The organism is Streptomyces flavofungini (assembly GCF_041028215.1).
GTDB lineage: Bacteria > Actinomycetota > Actinomycetes > Streptomycetales > Streptomycetaceae > Streptomyces > Streptomyces flavofungini_B.
The window spans coordinates 1-4669 of sequence record NZ_JASKYR010000656.1 but is presented as its reverse complement, the minus strand read 5'-3'; the positions used below and the strand labels follow the sequence as shown (position 1 = coordinate 4669).

General features: G+C 71.9%; 5 protein-coding genes and 1 pseudogene. 3 read left to right on the top strand and 3 right to left on the bottom strand.

What is annotated here, in order from left to right:
* Window positions 1-715 (bottom strand): SDR family NAD(P)-dependent oxidoreductase (locus AB8Z36_RS31905; protein WP_369216870.1); only part of this gene is annotated, 715 nt, incomplete at its 3' end.
* 166 nt (window positions 716-881) lie between these two features.
* Between AB8Z36_RS31905 and AB8Z36_RS31900 the strand changes: the two genes are divergently transcribed.
* On the top strand, window positions 882-1946 hold the full coding sequence (locus AB8Z36_RS31900) for a lipoyl protein ligase domain-containing protein (RefSeq protein WP_369216869.1): 1065 nt from the start codon (window positions 882-884) through the stop codon (window positions 1944-1946).
* 34 nt (window positions 1947-1980) lie between these two features.
* On the opposite strand, the gene AB8Z36_RS31895 is transcribed toward AB8Z36_RS31900, so the two are convergent.
* Window positions 1981-2376 (bottom strand): DUF4232 domain-containing protein, encoded by a 396-nt coding sequence (locus AB8Z36_RS31895; RefSeq protein ID WP_440582049.1) that lies wholly within the window; start codon window positions 2374-2376, stop codon window positions 1981-1983.
* On the opposite strand from AB8Z36_RS31895, the pseudogene AB8Z36_RS31890 reads away from it, so the two are divergent.
* Both AB8Z36_RS31890 and AB8Z36_RS31885 read left to right on the top strand, forming a co-directional pair.
* Window positions 2345-2800, top strand: a pseudogene (locus AB8Z36_RS31890) (class F sortase); the annotation flags it as partial. The gene AB8Z36_RS31895 and the pseudogene AB8Z36_RS31890 sit on opposite strands and share 32 nt — an antisense overlap.
* Before the next feature lie 409 nt (window positions 2801-3209).
* The gene (locus AB8Z36_RS31885) at window positions 3210-4238 is read left to right on the top strand and encodes a glycoside hydrolase family 6 protein (protein ID WP_369216868.1); all 1029 of its coding nucleotides are present in this window, start codon (window positions 3210-3212) and stop codon (window positions 4236-4238) included.
* Window positions 4239-4360: 122 nt separating this feature from the next.
* Here the strand turns inward: AB8Z36_RS31885 and AB8Z36_RS31880 are convergent.
* A partial coding sequence (locus AB8Z36_RS31880; protein WP_369216867.1) for a galactose oxidase early set domain-containing protein occupies window positions 4361-4669 on the bottom strand: 309 nt, incomplete at its 5' end.

The following is a 4669-nucleotide window of genomic DNA, read 5'->3' as shown; positions in this document are numbered from 1 at the left end:
CGCGCGCGTAGCGCCGCATCATCTCCTCGTAGGTGACGACGTCGGGGCCGCCGATGTCGAAGGCGCGGTTCACCTCCGCGGGCATGTCCGCGCTGCCGACGAGGTAGCGCAGGACGTCGCGGACGGCGATGGGCTGGATGCGGGTGCCGACCCAGCTCGGCGTGACCATGACCGGCAGCCGCTCGGTGAGGTAGCGGAGCATCTCGAAGGAGGCGGAGCCGGAGCCGATGATGACGGCCGCGCGCAGCACGGTGGCGGGCACGTCGGCGGCCAGGAAGATCTCCCCGACCTCGGCCCGTGAGCGCAGGTGCGGCGAGAGGGCGGCGGTCGGTACCCCGGTCGGCACGAGGCCGCCCAGGTAGACCACGCGCCCGACGCCCGCGGCGGCGGCCTGCTCGGTGAAGGTCCGCGCCGCCCTGCGGTCGGTGTCCTCGAAGCCGGGGCCCGTGTTGAGCGCGTGCACCAGGTAGTACGCCACGTCGATGCCGCGCAGCGCCCCGGCGAGCGACTCCGCGTCGGTGACGTCGCCTCGTACGACCTCCACCTGGGAGGCCCACGGATGGTCGCGCAGCTTCTCGGGGGTGCGGGCCAGGCAGCGCACGCGGTGCCCGGCCGCGAGCAGCTCGGGGACGAGCCGCCCGCCGATGTAGCCGGTCGCTCCCGTCACCAGGATGTGCCGCTCCTGCTCGGTGCCCGTCTCCGCCTGACCGCTCATCGACCGCTCCGCACGTTGGCTCCGCCGGACCCCGGGTGGGCCCCTGCCGTCCCTGTCGTCCTACTGCCCATGGTGTCCTTCTGCCCCATCTTCCGTCGGATCGGACATTCCGGCACTCGGCTAGCGTGGGGGACGATTTCGGAACGCGCGGCATGGAGGAAACACGGTGCACGGTGAGTACAAGGTCCCCGGCGGCAAGCTCGTCGTGGTGGACCTGGACGTGAGGGACGGCGTGCTGCGGCACGTGCGCGTGGCCGGTGATTTCTTCCTTGAGCCGGACGAGGCGCTGGAGGCGATCAACGGCGCGCTGGAGGGCGCGCCCGCCGACACCGACGCCGCGGGTCTCGCGGCCCGCGTCGAGGCGGCGCTCCCCGAGGGCACCACGATGTACGGCCTCACCTCGGAGGGGCTCGGTGTCGCGGTGCGCCGCGCCCTGGCCCAGGCGACGAACTGGACCGACTACGACTGGCGGCTCGTGCACGACGGTCCGCAGGCGCCCGCCCTGCACATGGCGCTGGACGAGGTCCTGACCCAGGAGGTGGCGGCGGGGCGGCGCCCGCCGACGCTGCGGGTGTGGGAGTGGGCGTCCCCCTCGGTGATCATCGGCAGCTTCCAGTCGCTCTCCAACGAGGTGGACGCCGAGGCGGCGGTCCGGCACGGCATCGAGGTCGTGCGCCGTGTCTCCGGCGGCGGGGCGATGTTCGTGGAGCCCGGCAACACCATCACCTACTCCCTGTCCGTGCCGGACGCCCTCGTGCAGGGGCTCTCCTTCCAGGACAGCTACGCCTATCTGGACGACTGGGTGCTCGGCGCCCTCGCCGACATGGGCATCAAGGCGTGGTACCAGCCGCTGAACGACATCGCGACGGACGCGGGGAAGATCGCGGGGGCGGCGCAGAAGCGGGTGGTGGCTCCCGAGGGCGGCACGGGCGCGGTCCTGCACCACGTGACCATGTCCTACGACATCGACGCCGACAAGATGCTGGAGGTGCTCCGCATCGGCAAGGAGAAGATGTCGGACAAGGGCACGAGGAGCGCCAAGAAGCGCGTCGACCCGCTGCGCCGCCAGACGGGTCTGCCCCGCGAGGCGGTCATCGACCGCATGATCGCCTCCTTCGCCGCCCGCTACGGCCTCGCCCCGGACGGCGTGACGGAGGCGGAGTTCGCACGGGCCGAGGAGCTGGTGCGGACGAAGTTCACGAATCCGGAATGGACCGCGCGCGTGCCGTAGCGGCCGTACGGACCGTCAGCGGACGTACGGACCGTCAGCGGACGCGCGTGCCGTCAGCCGACGGCGGCGGGGCGGGCCGGGTCCCGGCCGCCCCCGCCCCCTCCTCGGCCCGCGGGCTCCGCTGCCAGGCGGTCGTGCCGAGCAGGCCCGTCTCGCCGATGTCGAGGCCGCCCTCCGGTTCGATGGTCTGGCGCGGGGCGCCCTCGGCGGGGCCGATCTCCACGTAGACGCCGCTGCCCTCGCGGGTGGCGGCGTCGACGGCCGAGTACCGCCAGACGAGCGAGGTGTACGCCGACTCCCCCGGCCGCAGCCGCACCCGGCGCGGCCCGGGGTCGTCCATGGTGGTCACCGGCTCGGTCCCCTTGAGCACGGTCACGTGGAAGAGCTGCCGGTCGAGGCCGCGGCGCGTCGACGTACCCGACCTCGGCATCGAGGCACCGGTGAGCGCCCGCGGCCTCGACCCCGACGGCGCCATCGACCCCCCGCCCTTCGAACAGCCCGACACCGTCGGCTGGTACGGCGGCGGCACCCGCCCCGGCGCTCCCGGAGTGGCCCTCTTCGTCGGCCATGTCGACACCAGGACCAGGCCCGCCGTCTTCTACGACCTCAGCGCGGTGCGCCCGGGACAGCAGATCCGGGTGGCCCGCGACGACGGCTCGACCGCGGAGTTCACGGTCGACGACGTCCAGGTCGTCACCCGCGACCGCTTCGACGCCGTCAAGGCCTACGGCCCGCACGAGAAGAACCGCGCGGAACTGCGCCTGATCACCTGCGGCGGCGCCTTCGACCGGGCCGCCCACACCTACACGGCCAACGTCATCGTCTCGGCGTACCTCACGGGGGTGCGGCGCTAGCGGGCCCGCCCGGGTCCTGGCGTGCGTTCACCGGGTCCGGCCGGCGGTTCGCTCCCCCCGGAGCCGCCGACCGGACCGGTTCCTCGACCGTGCGCGCACGAGCTGCGGGAGTAACCCGGCGGGCGCGGGAGGCTCTGGGGGGTGTTCCGGTACGGAAGGGTCGACCGGCCGGGGGCTGGGGCCGTGGGACGAACTCTAGGGCGAATGGGCGTGTGGGCCTAGGGGTAGTCGAGCCCGGACAACGACATCTCGCCTCCCCTGTCACTCCGTCATCAGCGCAGGTGGCACCCGTCGGCGGAGCTTCGGTAACAGCTCTTCCACAGCTCCGCGCGCGAGGCGGGCGGACCTCGTGGGCAGGGGAGGCGTATGCCAGGATTGAGGCACCGACAGTGCACCCAAGGGGGAGTGGATGTACCGCAAGAACACCGGCCGCGGACCTGGGTTCGCGGCCAGGGGGGTGCGGACGGGAGCGGCGCTCGCGGGGGCCGCGCTGCTCCTTACCGCTTGCTCCTCCTCCGGTGACGACCCGGGCAGCGACTCGGGTACGCCGGTGAAGCAGCAGCCCAAGGGCACGGACCCCTACTGGGTCAACCCCGAGGGCAACGCGGCCAAGCAGGTCGCCGCCTACGAGAAGGACGGCAAGAAGGACGAGGCCGAGCAGATAAGGAAGATCGCCGAACAGCCCGTCGCCGAGTGGCTCGTCCCGGAGAACGCGGAGGAGCAGGCGCGCGGCTTCACCGAGGCCGCGGCCAAGGCCGACCGCGACGCCCTGCTCGTCCTCTACAACATCCCGCACCGCGACTGCGGCCAGTACTCCGAGGGAGGCGCCGCCGACGGCAACGCGTACCGCGCCTTCGTCGACCAGGTGGCCAAGGGCATCGGCGACCGCCGCGCCACGGTCATCCTGGAGCCGGACGCCGTGCTCCACATGGTCGACAACTGCACGCCGGAGCAGTTCCACGAGGAGCGCTACGACCTCCTCAAGGGCGCCATCGGCAAGCTCAAGTCCCTGAAGAACACCAAGGTGTACCTGGACGCGGGCAACGCGGGCTGGAAGAACCCCGACTCGCTCTGGGAGCCCCTGAAGTGGTCCGGCGTCGAGCAGGCCGACGGCTTCTCGGTGAACGTCTCCAACTTCCAGACCACGAAGGACAGCGTCGCCTTCGGCAAGACGCTGTCCGCGAAGATCGGCAACAAGCCGTTCGTGGTGGACACCGCCCGCAACGGCAACGGCCCCTACGACAAGGGCAAGGACCCCTGGTGCAACCCGCCGGGCCGCGCGCTGGGCGAGGCGCCGACGACCAGGACCGACGATCCGCTCGTCGACGCGTACCTGTGGATCAAGCGTCCGGGCGAGTCGGACGGCACGTGCCGGGGCGGCCCCAAGGCTGGCCAATGGTGGCCCGAATACGCGTTGGACCTGGCAAAGGCTCCCTAGGGGCGCGGGGAACTGCGCGAGCAACCACACGAAAGCCGCAGTCGCGTCTGCTCGGTGACCCGGCAGATGCGACTGCGGCTTCTCGTGGGCTGAGCGCGCAGTTCCCCGCGCCCCTTACGGGGCTACGGCACCCGCACCCACCGCGCCTTGCTCGGCGTGCCCTGGTCGTCCGTCACGAACAGCATGTACCAGCCGGACTCGACCAGGCTGCGGTTCTTGGGGAGCGTCACGGTGACGCCGTCCGCGGACTTCTTCAGGTCCAGCGCGATCGACGTCTGGTCGATGTCCGTGACGTGCGTCGACGCGCTCGGCTTGATGAGGCGGGCCGTCCTGATGGACGAGGCGTGCTTGGTCGGGAACGTTCCGGACCCGCCACGGGCGATCTTCTTCGGGCCCTCGCCCAGAGCCGGCTGCGAGCCGTGGTACAGATA